This window comes from Variovorax sp. LG9.2, assembly GCF_035018885.1.
Classification (GTDB): Bacteria; Pseudomonadota; Gammaproteobacteria; order Burkholderiales; family Burkholderiaceae_C; genus Variovorax.
Genome location: NZ_JASJXB010000003.1, coordinates 115144 through 128462, shown reverse-complemented (window position 1 = coordinate 128462; position 13319 = coordinate 115144). Strand labels below are relative to the sequence as shown.

The window sequence follows — 13319 nt, the reverse complement described above, 5'->3', positions numbered from 1 at the left end:
GGCTTCGACAGATTGCCAGACCGAGAAGCGGTTCAGATGCGCGGATCCGGGGAGATGGTCCGGTACACCTGTTAGCCGAGCACGTCCTTTGCGGCCTTGCATGCATTGGCCAACTGCTCACGCATCAGATCGACACAGGCCAAGTCGCCGCGAACCAATGCATTGCGGATCTTCACCGTCTGTGCGAACGATGCTGCCATTCGTCCCTCGCGCGACATTGCAATGCGGCGAAGCCGGCGCACCGGGCCTAGCAAACTGTCGTGAGTGCGATGCAGCACGCTGTTGTCGGCAAGTGACATGACCGTTGCGTAGAAGTCGTCCAGTTCGCGCACGTAGGCGATCGGGTCGGCCGCATCGACCTTCAATCGCATCGTGTCGACCGCCTGGTTCAAGCGCGCACGACCAATGTCATTGATGTTTTGCGCAGCGAGCGCGACTGCAACTCCCTCGAGCGCTGCGCGCACCGTGTAGATCTCGTCGACGTCGCGCACCGTCACCTCGCGAACGAAGACGCCAACGCGGGGGACGATCGTCACCAACCCTTCCCTTTCAAGCTGTGCAAAAGCTTCTCGCACAGGGGTACGGCTGACGCCAAGTTGCTTGGCAAGCTGAATTTCCAGCAACCGGCTTCCCGGGGCGAGCAGATTGCCGACGATGGCCTCTCGCAATGTTGGAACGACAACTGCATCGCTGAGCGCATCCGGTGCTGAAACCTCACGACGAGGCGTCGCGTGATACCGCGTCGCGATTGCCACCAGCTGTTCGTCGGTAGTCAGTCGACTGGTCATGAAGGGCAAGGGAATGTCCACATGGACATCGGTTCAACGTGTGTATACAGTGTATTCACTGAATTCTCTTGGCCGTTAAAGCCGTCAATTATGCAGAACACCTCCTCCTCCGCCCCCGTTTCCATCCAGGAGGCGGACGGCGTCCTGACCTTCACTCTCGACAACCCGTCCGCTGGCAATGAGGTCACCGGGGCAATGTTTGAGGCGATGCTCGGCGCACTTGCACAGCAAGCAGCGCAACCTACGGCGCGGGTGCTCAGACTCCGGGCAAATGGCACAACCTTCTGCACCGGCCGGGAACGTTCCGGCCGGGATGCCGCATCGATTCACGCCGAAGTGTCTCGGCTGATTGCACTCAAAAAGGCGCTGCGCGGCACCTCGCTCATCACCATCGCAGAAGTCCAGGGAGATGCGCACGGATTTGGCCTCGGTATCGCCATCCTCTGCGATTTCACGCTCGTGTCCAGCTCGGCAACCCTCGCGTTCCCGGAAATGCGCAAGGGCCTGCCGCCAGCCGCGATCATGGCCTACCTCGGGCGCTACAGCCTGCCTAAGGCATGCTTTCCACTGGTCCTTTTCGGCGATGCGTTCACGCCTGCGCAAGCACTTGAAGCCGGTTTCGTTACCCGCGTCTGTGCACCTGATGCATTGACCTCCGATGCAGAGACCATCGTCAATCGAATCCTGTCCTTGGATGCAGATGGCGCGCGTCAATGCAAGGGGTTCTTTCAACAAGCTGAGGAGGGCACGCTTGAGCAGAACTTCAACTTGGCCACCGAGACGCTGGTTGTCCGCAGCCTTCGTCTGATGGACCAAGCCCGCAAGTGATTTAGACCGCGCAGACCGCGCAATTGCGGTCCTAGATCGTCTGTCCCGATTCCCACTACAAAAGCTGGAGACACCATGTCCGTCAACGCAGGCGCCCGACTCGATCGACTACCGCTGTCCCAATTTCACCGCAGGATCATGCGGCTGATCGGCATTGGCATGTTCTTCGACGGCTTCGACATCTACATCGCGTCGACGGTGCTCGGCACGACGCTCAAAAGTGGCTTCTCGACCATGGGGCAGAACGCCTTGTTCGTGTCGATAACCTTTCTCGGAATGATGCTCGGCTCGTTTGGCACCGGCTTTTTGGGGGACCGATTCGGACGGCGCTTTACCTATCAGGCCAATCTCGCGTTGTTCGGGATCGCCTCGCTGGCGTCCGCGTTTGCACCGACCATGGCTTTCCTCATCGTCTGCCGATTTTTCATGGGCTTGGGGCTGGGGGCCGAGAACGTTGTTGGCTACTCGACGCTTGCCGAATTCGTGCCACCGGCGGCGCGCGGTCGACTGCAAGGGTGGATGGCCACTTTCGTCGTGACCGGCCTTCCGGTGAGTGCGTTGCTTGGTCTGTTGCTGGTGCCGAGTTTCGGTTGGCGAGTGATGTTCGTGGTGGGTGGACTGGGTGCGTTGGTGGTTTGGTACTTGCGCAAGTCGCTCCCCGAATCGCCGCGGTGGCTCGAGTCGGTTGGCCGCAGCGCAGAGGCCGAAGCGCTGATGACATCGATCGAAAAGGAAGTATCGGCGGAGAAAGGCGCGCTGAGCGCACCGTCCGCCGCTCTGACAGTCGCCGTGTCGCGTTCGTTTTCCACCCTCATGACCCGCCAGATGCTCGTGCGACTGTTCGTCGGATCGGTGGTTCTGGTCGTTATCAACACGTTGCTCTACGGGTTCGTGACCTGGCTGCCCACTTTCTTCGTGAGCGAAGGCATGACCATCGCGAAGTCGCTCGGTTTTGCGCTCTTGATGTCGTTTGGTGCACCGGTCGGCGCGAGCATCGGAGCGCTCACTGCAGACCGCTGGGGACGCAAGCCCATGATCATCGGTGCGTCTGCGATCGCTGCCATTTTCGGCGCGATCTATCCCTTCGTGCGTGACCCGGTCCTCTTGCCGATCGTCGGTCTTTTGCTGGTCATTCCGATCTATGTGCTGGTCGCGCTGCTATTTGGCATGTACGTGCCCGAACTCTTTCCGACCGAGGTCCGCCTCCGCGCATCGGGCATCTGCAACACCTTCGGTCGAGGAGCGACCATCGGCACCCCGTTTCTCGTGGTCTCGCTCTACTCTCAATACGGAGTCCTCGGCGTTCTCACGATGATGATTGCACTGCTCGCGATCCAGATTCTCGTTGTCGCGTTTCTCGGCATCGAATCAAGCCGCCGCGCGCTCGAAGAGGTCAGCGCAGTCTCCACCGACCCGGCTTCGGCGCAACGCCCAGGCGGTTTGCCCAAAGCGTCCCTTTGAACTTACGAACACTGACATCTCACGAAGGACTCGCTTGTGACCGACACCACCCTGCACCACGCCAAACTTTTTATCAACGGCGAGTTCGTCGATGCTGCTTCGGCTGCAACGATGCCGATCGTCGACCCCTCGACGGGCAGGTCAATTGGCGCACTCGCCGCTGCCGGTGAGGTCGATGTCGACCGCGCCGTGCTCGCCGCGCAACGGACCTTTGACGAAGGTGTGTGGCGAGACAAGTCGGTCCATCACCGCGCCAAAGTGCTCAACAAGTTTGCCGACCTCTTCGAAGCCGACATCGAAGCGTTCTTCCGTTTGGAGACGCTCGGCAACGGACGGCCCATCAGCGAGACGCGTGCGCAGATCGCGCGGCTGCCGCAGTTCTACCGCTACTTTGCCGCACTGGCGTTGACGCGTCGCACCGATGTCATTCCGGTCGAAGGTGACTATCTTTGCTACACGCAGCGCGTGCCGCTGGGCGTCGTCGCGCTGATGACCTCGTTCAACCATCCATTGATGATCTTGTCCAAGAGCCTGGCTCCGGCGCTGGCGACTGGTAACAGCGTGGTCATCAAGCCGTCGGAGCAGACACCGCTGACGACCGTTCGGCTCGTTGCCTTGCTCAAGGAAGCAGGCGTACCGGACGGTGTGGTGAACGTCGTGAACGGCGAAGGCCGGGTGGCGGGTGCAGCGTTGGCCAGCCATCCCAAGGTGAAGAAGATCGTCTTCACCGGCGGTACCGACGTGGGCCGCGGAATTGGCGAAGCGGCAGCTCGCAACTTCGCGTTGACAACGCTGGAACTCGGCGGCAAGGGCGCCGTCATCATGTTCGACGACCTCGACATTGACCGTGCAGTAAACGGAGCGGCATTTGCTGCGTTCATCGGAGCGGGGCAAACCTGCGTTTGTGGCGCACGCATTCTCGTGCAACGCAGCATGTACCCCAAGTTCCTTGAAAAGTTCAAGACAAAGGTCGAGTCGATCCGCGTGGGGGATCCCGCCGATCCGCGAACACAACTCGGCCCCGTCATCTCCGAACGATCGCGAGCACGTGTGCTCGCCATGCTGGACCGAGCGGTCAATGCGGGCGCCAAGGTGCTCGCAGGCGGTCAAGTGGCGACCGGTGCGGGGGCCGGCTTCTATATCCAAGCAACCGCACTGTATGACGTCGACCCCGATTCGGAAATTGGTCAGGAAGAAGTGTTTGGTCCTGTCACGGTGGTCATGCCGTTCGACGACGAGGCCGATGCATTGCGCATCGCGAACGGCACGCGGTTCGGGCTGGCTGCTTCCATCTGGACGAACGACGTGGCACGTGCGCACCGCGTTGCGAACAAGCTGACGTTCGGCATCCTGTGGATCAACGATCACCACCGGCTGGACCCGGCCTCGCCGTGGGGTGGTTTCAAGCAAAGCGGCGTGGGCCGCGAGACGGGTATCGAGTCCTATGACCAGTTCACCGAGCCGAAGGCAATTACCGTCAACACCAGCGGGGTGACGGTCGATTGGTACAAGGATGACGGCCAGGCCAAGCGCTTGAACTGATTGCAAGCGACGGGCGTCTCACGCCTGGCGTCTCATGCCGATGCGGCTGGCTCGAGAATTCCTCGACACTGCACGACAGTCGCTGCGGGAGGCCAACTTCGCGGGTACGCGCCTTTGTCTGGTGCTGTGCCTGGTCGGCGCGGGTGATCTGGTGCGCGCTGCCGCCGAGCTGCACGAGCTGAGGCGGTTGGAGCCCGATATGGTGGCTGCGCGCCTGGGAGGCAGGTGACTGGCTGGTGACGCTGAAGTGCGTCAGCGCGAGATCGCTTTCCTTGATGCGGCCAATTGTCAAGCGACCCCGTGAGGGGAGTGTTCGCGCGAGGCACCATGCCGAGCCGGGGGCCATCCGCGGACGGCCGTCGTCCCCTGAGCGCGCGCGGATTTCTCGGCATCAGCATCACGATGCCTCAAAGACTTCGAAGCGAGCACTAGATCCAGGGTCGTCTTCCAGACCCGCGACGCTCTGTCATCCGCCCGCCAGCGCAAGCACCATCGCCAGCCTGTTGTGCCGCTCGACCAGCGGTCCTGCGTCCACTGTCACCAACTGCCCCTCGCGTACCACCACACGTCCGTTCACCACCGTGTATGCGGCTTGCGGACTCGCGCACAACAGCAGGCTGGCGACCGGGTCGTGCACCGCGCCACCGGCGAAGGCGACGGTGTTCAGGTCGAACAGCGCCAGGTCCGCACTCATGCCCGGAGCGAGATGACCGATGTCCGGGCGCCCCAGCACTTCGGCGCCGCCGCGGGTGGCAATCGCCAGCGCATCGCGCGCCGTCATTTCGGCCGGACCGTGATCGCAACCGAAGGGTTCCAGCGAGCGCCCGACGCGTGCCAGCAGCAGCGCCTGACGCGCCTCGTTGACCATGTGCGCGCCATCGTTGCTGGCACTGCCGTCGACACCCAGTCCGACCGGCACACCTGCATCCAGCATCCGGCGGACAGGTGCGATGCCCGATGCCAACCGCATGTTGCTGCACGGGCAATGCGCCACGCCGGTCTTCGTCTTTGCGAACAGCGCAATGCCTTCTGCATCGAGCTTCACGCAGTGCGCGTGCCATACGTCGTGGCCGAGCCAGCCCAGGTCTTGTGCGTACTCGGTCGGCGTGCAGTTGAACTTCTCGCGGCTGTAGGCGATGTCATGGTCGTTTTCGGCGAGGTGCGTGTGCAGCCGAACGCCCTGGCCCTTGAAGGAGCGCGCGAGCAGTGCCGATTCGCGCATCAGGTCGCGGCTCACGCTGAAGGGCGAGCAAGGCGCCACGGCCACGTTGGTCATCGCGCCGTGCGACGCATCGTGAAAGGTTTCGATCAGCCGCTGCGTGTCTTTCAGGATATCGGCTTCGCGCTCGACCACGCTGTCGGGCGGCAGGCCGCCTTGCGATGCGCCGACGCTCATGCTGCCGCGCGTCGCGACGAAGCGCATGCCGATGTCACGCGCCGCCTCGATGCTGTCGTCGAGCCGCACGCCATTGGGATAGATGTACAGATGGTCGCTGCTGGTGGTGCAGCCTGAAAGCAGAAGTTCGGCCATCGCGATCTGCGTCGACACCCGCACCATCTCCGGCGTGAGACCGGCCCAGATCGGATACAGACCGCGCAGCCACGAGAACAGTTCGGCATCCTGCACGGCGGGAATGGCGCGCGTCAGCGACTGGACCATGTGGTGGTGCGTGTTGATCAGTCCCGGCACCACCAGATGGCCGCGCGCATCGATGACTTCGTCCGCCGTTTGCGGCAGCTGGTCGGCCGGGCCGATGGCCTCGACGACGTGGTCGCGCAGCAGCACCGAGGCGTTGCGCAGCTCTTTTCTCGCGTCGTCGAAGGTGGCCACGCAGTCGGCATTGCGGATCAGCAGAGTGGTCATGGCGGGCGAGAATAGAGGGTGGAGACAACACAAATGATCGCATCGAAACCTCTCGCTGAACTGGCCGATCCGCAGATGGAACCGCGTCGCTTTCTCGAACAGCTTTATCGCATTGCCGTGCAGCGCGCCTTGCCGCTGGCCAGCATGGGCGCCTACCTGCCCAAGCCGCCCGATCCCGCCAAGGGCCGCACGCTGGTCATCGGTGCCGGCAAGGCCGGTGGCTCGATGGCGCAGGCGCTCGAAGCGCTGTGGCCGGCCGACGCGCCCATGTCGGGCCTGGTCGTCACGCGCTACGGCCACGTTCCACCGCGGCCTGAAGGATTGAAGCAGCGCGTCGAACTGGTCGAGGCGTCGCATCCGGTGCCGGACGAGGCCGGCATGAAGGCCGCCGAACGCATCCTCGCGCTGACCGAAGGCTTGACTGCCGACGACCTCGTGCTTTGCCTGATCTCCGGCGGCGGCTCGTCGGTGCTGACACTGCCGGCCGAAGGCATGACGCTGGCGGACAAGCAGCGCGTGAACCAGCAACTTCTCGACAGTGGCGCTCACATCGGCGAGATGAACTGCGTGCGCAAGCACCTGTCTCGCGTGAAAGGCGGGCGGCTCGCCGCAGCTTGCGCGCCGGCACGGGTCGTCACGCTGACGATCAGCGATGTGCCCGGCGACGACATGGGCATCATCGCCAGCGGACCGACCGTCCCCGACGACACGACCTGCGCGCAGGCCTTGGCGATCCTCGACCGCTACAAGATCGACATTCCGCCGGCCGTGCGCGCCGGCCTCGAAAGCGGTGCGCTGGAAACGCCGAAGCCGGGCGATGCCGTGTTCAAGGGTCACACCGCACACCTGATCGCGACGCCGCAGCAATCGCTCGAAGCCGCCGCGGTTGCGGCGCGTGCGGCCGGCATCGAGGCATACATCCTGAGCGACGAGATGGAAGGCGAATCGCGCGAAGTCGGCAAGGTGCATGGCGCGCTGGCGCGTGCGGTGGCGCAGCGCGGCCAGCCGTTCGCCAAGCCGTGCGTGATCTTGTCGGGCGGTGAAACCACCGTCACCATCCGGCCGCGCCAGCCCGGTCAACCCAAAGGCCGTGGCGGCCGCGCCGGAGAGTTCTGCATGGGCCTGGCCGGTGCGTTGATGGGCCAGGCCAACGTGTGGGCACTGGCCGCCGACACCGACGGCATCGACGGCGTCGAAGACAACGCCGGTGCCTTCGTCACGCCCGACACGCTGGCGCGTGCGGAGGCAAGGGGTCTCAAGCTGGCACCGCATCTCGACCGCAACGATGCCTACGGTTACTTCGACGCCATCGGCGATCTGCTCGTCACCGGGCCGACACACACCAACGTCAACGACTTCAGGGCGCTGCTGATCCTGTGACAACCGAAACGTCGCCATCGGTGCTGTTCGTGTGCACCGGCAACATCTGCCGCTCGCCGACCGCGCATGCGCTGCTCGTGCACAAGGCGCAGGAAGCCGGTTTTGCGGTGCGCGTCGACAGCGCCGCCGTCTCAGACGAAGAGCGGGGCAATCCGGCCGACCGACGCTCCGTTGCCGAAGCCAAACGCCGCGGCATCGCGATGCCCGATCACCGTGCGCGGCAGATCACTGCAAAAGACTTCGACAGTTTCGATCACGTTGTCGGCATGACGCGCGCGCACGCTGCGGCGCTGCGCCGCATTGCGCCGGTGCACGCCAGCAAGGTGGCTTTGATGATGGACTTTGCAGGGGCGCAAGATCGCGACGTGCCCGACCCCTGGTACGGCGACCAGGCCGCTTTCATTGAAGCCTTCGACATGATCGAGGAGGGCGTCGACGGGTTGTTGGCGCGGCTGCGCCATTTGGCCGACGGGGGTGCTGCCGGTTAGGGCTGTACGCGTTGCGTCGCCTGCTTGCGGCGCGGTCCTTGCGCCCGTCCGCCCACTGCGGAGAATCATCCAACGTCACCACAAACCGAGGAACCGATATGGCGATCACGACAGTCAAGTCCGGTGAGACATGGGCTGCAGGCGACCTCTACGAAAGCTACGTCGGCCGATGGAGCCGCGCTGTAGCGCAGGCGTTCCTGCCCTGGCTCGACGTGCCCGCAAGCTCGCGCTGGCTCGACGTCGGATGCGGCACCGGCGCACTCACCGAATCCATCCTCGCGCATTCGCACCCGGCTGCGGTGGTGGGCGTCGATCTGTCACCGGACTTCATCGCGTATGCACGCGCCCACGTCGCCAGCCCGCTCGCCACATTCGAAGTCGGCAATGCACAGATCCTGGCGCTTCAAGGGCCGCGGTTCGATGCGGCGGTGTCTGCGCTGGTTCTCAATTTCTTGCCGGAGCCCGGCCTTGCGGTGCGGGCGATGGCGGGCAGGGTCCATCCCGGCGGGCGGGTCGCGGCCTACGTGTGGGACTACCGGGGGCAAATGGAGCTCATGCGGTACTTCTGGGATGCCGCCATCGCCCTCGACCCAGCCGCCGGCGCACTCGACGAGGGATTGCGCTTCCCGCTGTGCCAACCGGATCCGTTGCAGGCGCTGTTCGCCGATGCGGGGCTGGTTGACGTCGACGTGCGCGCGCTCGACGTACCAACCGTGTTCCGCGACTTCGACGACTACTGGAGTCCGTTCCTGGCCGGAAACTTTCCAGCGCCAGCCTATGCGATGTCGCTGGGCGGAGAGGCCCGCTTGGCGTTGGGTGAGCGGCTTCGTTCGACGCTGCCCGCAGCGGCGGACGGATCCATTGCGCTGGTCGCGCGCGCCTGGGCGGTGCGAGGCACAGTGCACAGCACGGCGACCTGAGGCGAATGTGTTCGGGAACGAATATTGCACCGCTCGCTGATTGCGAAATGAGTCACTCGCAGGCAGGATATTGATGCACTGCGGGGAAGTTTTGCTGTCCCGCTTTTCTGGTGTCACGCGCCGCCCATGTTCTTCCTCTGGCCTCAGTACCTCTGGTTTTTGCCGGCGCTTGCACTGCTGCCGGTGGCTTATGTATGGCTGCAGCGGCGTCGGGGCAGCGCGGCTTTGCGCTACAGCAGCCTGGGTGTCGTCCGCGCGGCTGCATCGGGCCGCGCTTGGCGGCGGCACCTGCCGCCTGCACTGCTTTTGCTGGCCTGCGTCGGGTTGCTTTTCGCTGCGGCGCGCCCGGTGGCGCGCGTGCCGCTGCCATGGGCCCGGTCGTCGATCCTGCTGGCCATCGACGTGTCGCTCAGCATGCGTGTCACCGACGTCAAACCGAGCCGCATCGTGGCGGCGCAAGAGGCCGCCAAGTTGTTCCTGCGGGAACTGCCGAAAAATATCGAAGTCGGGCTCATCACCTTCGCCGGCAGCAGCACGGTCACCCAGCGTGCGACGCTCGACCGCGAGTCCGTTGCCGCCAGCATCGATGCCTTCCAGATGCAGCTCGGCACGGCCATTGGCGATGCCATCGTGGTGAGTCTGGCGGAGCTGTTCCCCGATGACGGCATCGATCTCGCAGAGATGACATTCGGCAGCAGACCGCAGGGCCGCGGTCTCGACGACAAGGCCAAAACGCCGCCCAAGCAGGTCACGCCCGTGGCGCCGGGCTCGTACGGTTCCGCAGCGATCATCCTGCTGAGCGATGGCCGTCGAACCTCGGGCATCGACACGCTGGCGGCCGCCAAGATGGCCGCCGATCGTGGCGTTCGCATCTACGTGGTGGGTCTGGGAACGGTGGACGGCGACATATCGACACCCGACGGGATGGCGATCTACATGAAGCTGGACGAACCGACGTTGCGCGAAGTGGCGCGCATGACCGGTGGCGAATACTTTCACGCCGGCACCGCAGAGACGCTGCGCACCGTCTACCAGAACCTGGGCTCGCGCGTGGTGGTGCTGAAGCGCGAGACAGAACTCACCGGCTTGGTGACACTGTTCTCTGCGGTAATTGCGATCGCAGCCGCCGCGCTGTCCATGCTCTGGTTCGGGCGATTCACCTGAAAGCTGCCGAGGCGCCCGGTGCCGCGAAAGTTCAGAACAGACTCGCGCCGATGTTGATCAAGAGGGCGAGCACGGTCGTATTGAACAGGTAGGCCAAGATGCAATGCACCGAGCCGATGCGACGCATCATCTTGGAGACGAATGACACGTCGGCCGTCTGGCCCGAGGTGCCGATGACGGCGGCAAAGTAGAAGAAGTCCCCATAGTCCGGCTCGTCGTCCTCTGGAAAGCTCAAGCCTGGTTTGCGTCCGTCGGATTGCGCCGCGTAATAGTCGTGCGCATAGTGCAGCGCGAACATGATCTGGGTGAATGTCCAGGAAGACACGACCGTCAGTGCCGCGAGTCCGATATGCGCGACCTTCGCTGTACCGTGCATGTCCTTGACCACCGTGAGTTCGCCGCCGATGGCAGCAAGACTCGCAATGGCAGAGATCACGACCAGGGTCAGAATCACGAACTGCCCTTCGTCCTGTGCCCTTGCCCGGTAGCGCATGTGTTCGCGGGACGACCGGGTCATCATGCTGACCGCAAGAAAGACATAGAGCATCGCACCCGTGTTCCATGCGATCAGCAATCGGGTGACCAGATGCGCTTCGAGCCGTGCGGGGAACAGCACACCCACCAGGATTGCGGTGAGCGTGGCGACGAGCAGGCGGGGCCGGGCCCGCAATTGCCGGTAAATGCGGTTGTGTCGAAGTTTCATCGCGCTGAAGAAAAGCCATGGAGGGAATGGGTCGGAAAGTGCAACTCGAACCGGGCACCGCCCAGCGCCGAGCTCTGCACCACCAGGCGCCCGGCATGAGCTTTCGCGATCTCGCGAACGATCGCCAGGCCAAGGCCGCTGCCTTCGGCCTCGACGCTGTTACCACGTTGGAATCGCTGGGTGATGCGTTCGCGGTCGGCAGGCTCGATGCCCGGCCCACTGTCGTCCACCGCGATGAACGCGTGGCCTGTGCCAACGGACACGCTGACGTTCACGCGGGCGCCAGACACGCAGTACTTCAGCGCGTTGTCCAGAAGGTTGTTGACGGCCTCGCGGACAAGCGCTGCATCGACCATCACCCAGGCGTGGTCCGAAGCGTCGTCGAAGCCGAAGTCGAGTCCCGCCGACAACGCGCGGAAGACCCACTCGCGCGACGCCTCGAAAGCCAGCACTCTCAAGTCGACGCGGTCCCGGCTCGCGTCGCTTTGCGCTTCCGGCTCTGCGCGGGAAAGCAGCAGCAATTGATTGGCCAGTCGCACCGCGCGCTGCGCTGATTGCTGCAGTTCGACGACCGATATCCGCATCACCGGAAGACTCTCGCTGCGCAAGGCCTGCTCGGCCTGCAATTTCAGCGCGGTCAGAGGGGTTCGAAGCTGGTGCGCGGCGTTGGCGATGAACGCGCGCTGTGCCTGGCCTGCCAGTTCGAGGCGACCGATCACCGCATTCAATGCTTCGATCAAAGGGCGCAATTCGGCCGGGAGGCCGTTCTCAGGCACCGGTTGCAAGCTTCGGTGGCTCATGTCGCGCAATGCGTTGCCGAGCGACAGGATGTTGCGGGTCTGAAAAAAGATCACGCGGTGCAGTACCCAGCCTGCGAGCAACAGCAACACCAACTGCGGAATCCATACGGCCAGCAGAATCTCGCCCGCAAGGTGGCGACGTTTGCGCGTGGTCTCTCCGACCATCACCGAGACCTGTTCGCCCGCACTGGCGAGCGGCACGTCGACGATGGCCCAGCGCATGGCGTGGCCGCCCAGGTCCGCATCGAACAGGCGCGCATTGCGAAACACTTCCGGCGCCTCAGGCTCTCGCGGCGCTTCTGACACTCCGGCGATGTAGCCGCTGCGCGAACCGACCACGCGATACACGGTCTGGTCTTCGTCGTCCCACTGGAACATGGCCTCGGCAGAGCGCGGCAGGTCGAGTCCGGCGCGCGGGCCGATCTGTCGCACCGCCTGTGCCAGGCTGTTGGCCGAGTCGTAGAGCCAGCGGTCGAACACCTCGTGCACGTAGTAGCGCGTGATGCCGTAAGAGAGCGCGCCGCTGAGCAGGAAGAGCGCTGCCATGCGCCAAAGCAAACGTGTTTCCAGGCGCCGCTGCAGGCTGTCGTCGGGGCTCCGGGTGGGCGCTCTCACGCCACGCTCGCCAAACGGCGCAGCAGGTAGCCGAAGCCACGCACCGTCACGATCTCGACATCGTGGCCGGCGATCTTCTGGCGGATGCGGTGCAGGTAGACCTCGATGGTCTTGCCGGCCACGTCGCCATGAAAAGCCATCAGCGTTTCAGTCAGCTGGGCTTTGGTGACCACGCGGTCGACGTTGCCCATCAGGCGCTGCAGCAGCTGGAACTCGCGCGGCGTGAGGCTCAGTGGTACGCCGTCCAGGCTGATGCGTGCGGCATCGGACATCAGGCATAGCGCGCCGGCGGACAACCGCTGCGCCTGTGGATGGCCGCCGCGCCGCAGCACGGCCTGGATGCGTGCGTCGAGTTCGGCCATGTCGAAAGGCTTGACCACATAGTCGTCTGCGCCGGCACGCAGCCCACCGACGCGCTGGTGCTGCTCGTCGCGTGCGGTCAGCACGATGACAGGCAGCGAGTTGCCGGCTTCGCGGATCTGCCGCAGCACGTCGCTGCCGTCCATGTCCGGCAACCCCATGTCGAGCAGTACCAAGGCCGGCAGGTCGCGCCGCATGCTCACGAGCGCCTGCGCGCCGTTGTGCGCCTTCAGCACTCGGTAGCCTCGATGCTGCAGCTCGCGGCCCAGCAGCTCCGCAATTTGAAGGTCGTCTTCGACGATAAGAATCAGGGCGTCCACTGCGCGACTCTAGGCGATGCGGCCGTTATCTATTTTTAAACCACGACCCTTAGGCTGCGCCCCTCTCCGGCTTCGTGGCAGCGCCC

Annotated in this window: 13 protein-coding genes; 8 read left to right on the top strand and 5 right to left on the bottom strand. The window is 64.1% G+C overall.

The features are described from left to right. Window positions 1–71: 71 nt before the first annotated feature. On the bottom strand, window positions 72–788 hold the full coding sequence (locus QN413_RS04135; RefSeq protein WP_323495384.1) for a GntR family transcriptional regulator: 717 nt from the start codon (window positions 786–788) through the stop codon (window positions 72–74). Window positions 789–809: 21 nt separating this feature from the next. Between QN413_RS04135 and QN413_RS04130 the strand changes: the two genes are divergently transcribed. The 4 genes from QN413_RS04130 (at window position 810) to QN413_RS04115 (ending at window position 4848) form a co-directional block, all read left to right on the top strand. Continuing rightward, window positions 810–1616 carry an enoyl-CoA hydratase/isomerase family protein gene (locus QN413_RS04130; RefSeq protein ID WP_416352129.1) on the top strand — a complete coding sequence of 269 codons (807 nt, stop codon included), beginning with the start codon at window positions 810–812 and terminating at the stop codon, window positions 1614–1616. Window positions 1617–1691: 75 nt separating this feature from the next. After that, on the top strand, window positions 1692–3077 hold the full coding sequence (locus QN413_RS04125) for an MFS transporter (RefSeq protein WP_323495383.1): 1386 nt from the start codon (window positions 1692–1694) through the stop codon (window positions 3075–3077). A gap of 36 nt (window positions 3078–3113) precedes the next feature. Beyond that, window positions 3114–4619: an aldehyde dehydrogenase gene (locus tag QN413_RS04120; protein ID WP_323495382.1), complete on the top strand. Its 1506-nt coding sequence runs from the start codon at window positions 3114–3116 to the stop codon at window positions 4617–4619. Between the two features lie 34 nt (window positions 4620–4653). Beyond that, entirely contained in the window at window positions 4654–4848 is a 195-nt protein-coding gene (locus QN413_RS04115) for a hypothetical protein (RefSeq protein WP_323495381.1), read from the top strand. Between the two features lie 237 nt (window positions 4849–5085). Here QN413_RS04115 and QN413_RS04110 read toward each other — a convergent pair whose 3' ends face one another. Then, window positions 5086–6483, bottom strand: coding sequence for an 8-oxoguanine deaminase (locus QN413_RS04110; protein WP_323495380.1), 1398 nt, complete (start codon window positions 6481–6483; stop codon window positions 5086–5088). A gap of 33 nt (window positions 6484–6516) precedes the next feature. On the opposite strand from QN413_RS04110, the gene QN413_RS04105 reads away from it, so the two are divergent. The 4 genes from QN413_RS04105 (at window position 6517) to QN413_RS04090 (ending at window position 10435) form a co-directional block, all read left to right on the top strand. Beyond that, window positions 6517–7863: a glycerate kinase gene (locus tag QN413_RS04105; RefSeq protein ID WP_323495379.1), complete on the top strand. Its 1347-nt coding sequence runs from the start codon at window positions 6517–6519 to the stop codon at window positions 7861–7863. Then, window positions 7860–8351, top strand: coding sequence for a low molecular weight protein-tyrosine-phosphatase (locus tag QN413_RS04100; RefSeq protein ID WP_187050900.1), 492 nt, complete (start codon window positions 7860–7862; stop codon window positions 8349–8351). The genes QN413_RS04105 and QN413_RS04100 overlap by 4 nt, the downstream gene beginning before the upstream one ends. A 98-nt stretch (window positions 8352–8449) precedes the next feature. Beyond that, window positions 8450–9271, top strand: coding sequence for a class I SAM-dependent methyltransferase (locus QN413_RS04095; RefSeq protein WP_323495378.1), 822 nt, complete (start codon window positions 8450–8452; stop codon window positions 9269–9271). A 126-nt stretch (window positions 9272–9397) separates the two neighbouring features. Beyond that, window positions 9398–10435, top strand: a complete 1038-nt coding sequence (locus tag QN413_RS04090; RefSeq protein WP_323495377.1) for a VWA domain-containing protein — start codon at window positions 9398–9400, stop codon at window positions 10433–10435. 31 nt (window positions 10436–10466) lie between these two features. Here the strand turns inward: QN413_RS04090 and QN413_RS04085 are convergent, their stop codons facing one another. From QN413_RS04085 to QN413_RS04075, 3 genes are read right to left on the bottom strand one after another with little or no spacing between them, the layout of a single operon-like run. Then, entirely contained in the window at window positions 10467–11138 is a 672-nt protein-coding gene (locus tag QN413_RS04085) for a DUF1345 domain-containing protein (RefSeq protein WP_323495376.1), read from the bottom strand. Then, window positions 11135–12553: a sensor histidine kinase gene (locus QN413_RS04080; RefSeq protein WP_323495375.1), complete on the bottom strand. Its 1419-nt coding sequence runs from the start codon at window positions 12551–12553 to the stop codon at window positions 11135–11137. The genes QN413_RS04085 and QN413_RS04080 overlap by 4 nt, the downstream gene beginning before the upstream one ends. Further along, window positions 12550–13233, bottom strand: a complete 684-nt coding sequence (locus tag QN413_RS04075) for a response regulator transcription factor (RefSeq protein WP_323495374.1) — start codon at window positions 13231–13233, stop codon at window positions 12550–12552. The genes QN413_RS04080 and QN413_RS04075 overlap by 4 nt, the downstream gene beginning before the upstream one ends. Window positions 13234–13319: the final 86 nt, after the last annotated feature.

Excerpts from the sequence above, each read along its gene's own strand:
- QN413_RS04095 (WP_323495378.1), top strand. The coding sequence starts at position 8,450 with ATGGCGATCACGACAGTCAAGTCCGGTGAGACATGGGCTGCAGGCGAC.
- QN413_RS04115 (WP_323495381.1), top strand. The coding sequence starts at position 4,654 with ATGCCGATGCGGCTGGCTCGAGAATTCCTCGACACTGCACGACAGTCG.
- QN413_RS04135 (WP_323495384.1), bottom strand. The coding sequence starts at position 788 with ATGACCAGTCGACTGACTACCGACGAACAGCTGGTGGCAATCGCGACG.
- QN413_RS04090 (WP_323495377.1), top strand. The coding sequence starts at position 9,398 with ATGTTCTTCCTCTGGCCTCAGTACCTCTGGTTTTTGCCGGCGCTTGCA.
- QN413_RS04085 (WP_323495376.1), bottom strand. The coding sequence starts at position 11,138 with ATGAAACTTCGACACAACCGCATTTACCGGCAATTGCGGGCCCGGCCC.
- QN413_RS04130 (WP_416352129.1), top strand. The coding sequence starts at position 810 with ATGGACATCGGTTCAACGTGTGTATACAGTGTATTCACTGAATTCTCT.
- QN413_RS04110 (WP_323495380.1), bottom strand. The coding sequence starts at position 6,483 with ATGACCACTCTGCTGATCCGCAATGCCGACTGCGTGGCCACCTTCGAC.
- QN413_RS04125 (WP_323495383.1), top strand. The coding sequence starts at position 1,692 with ATGTCCGTCAACGCAGGCGCCCGACTCGATCGACTACCGCTGTCCCAA.
- QN413_RS04105 (WP_323495379.1), top strand. The coding sequence starts at position 6,517 with ATGATCGCATCGAAACCTCTCGCTGAACTGGCCGATCCGCAGATGGAA.